This is a genomic window from Intestinirhabdus alba (genome assembly GCF_009711095.1).
GTDB lineage: Bacteria > Pseudomonadota > Gammaproteobacteria > Enterobacterales > Enterobacteriaceae > Intestinirhabdus > Intestinirhabdus alba.
In genome coordinates, this window is sequence record NZ_WMJZ01000122.1 from 1 (window position 1) to 882 (window position 882).

An 882-nucleotide genomic window follows, 5' to 3' on the forward strand; every position below is an offset into this window, starting at 1 on the left:
TGAAGGGCCGGTGGTACAGGAGCAGGAGCGACAGCTGTGCGAATTTCTTCAGGAAGGCTTTAATCGTGATCAGGATATGAAACGCCGGGCCGCAGAGCTTGCGGCGCTGCAGCTGTCGGAAATCTACCAGCGCCTGAAAACTGAGCTGGAACTCTCCTGGGGCTATGCGCTGGCGATGAATAACACCCCCTGGTATAACCTGAACCGGGCACCCAACCCCCACTTTCCACAGCGCTGTGAATTTGCTCCCTGTGAAGCGACATTAACGCAAATAGCTTAAGGAAATAATGATGAAAAAATATAGAATCTGGTTGCTGGCCCCGCTACTGCTGACGGCCTGTGATAATAATAGCGCGGCAAAGCCAACGGCGGAGGCTGGAGAAAGCCGGCAGCACGGCGCTGAGCTACAGAATTTGATTCGTCAGGTCAAAAATAATCTGGTATTTGTGCAGGGCGGAGAATTTCTGATGGGGGACTTCGGCAGGGAATACGGTCCCGAGAAGATGCAGCTGGATACTGAAAAGGACAGTAAGCCGCTGCATAAGGTCACCCTGAGCAGCTACTCCATCAGCAAATTTAAAACCACCAATCAGGAATATCAGCTTTATCTGAAACTGAATAATCTTCAGTTAAAGAAGGAGGATAATTCACTGAGTCAAAAGCTGGCAGATGCGCTAAATACACTGCCTGATACCCCTGCGCATATGGACTGGTACGATGCGGAGAAATACTGTGCCTGGCTGGGTAAGGTCAGCGGTCTGCCGTTTGCCCTGCCTACCGAAGCGCAGTGGGAATATGCGGCCCGCAGCCGCGGGCAATTCTTTATTGTGGGGACCAACAGCGGCGTGCTGGAGATGGACGGTATTCAGCGTGGGATTAATA

The 882-nt window shown here is 51.9% G+C and carries 2 protein-coding genes; both read left to right on the forward strand.

Annotated features, from left to right (window positions below; genetic code table 11):
• A partial coding sequence (locus tag GJV78_RS23200; protein ID WP_167519724.1) for a hypothetical protein occupies window positions 1-280 on the forward strand: 280 nt, incomplete at its 5' end.
• A 7-nt stretch (window positions 281-287) separates the two neighbouring features.
• The coding region (locus tag GJV78_RS22690; protein WP_155110309.1) for a formylglycine-generating enzyme family protein at window positions 288-882 on the forward strand (595 nt) is incomplete at its 3' end.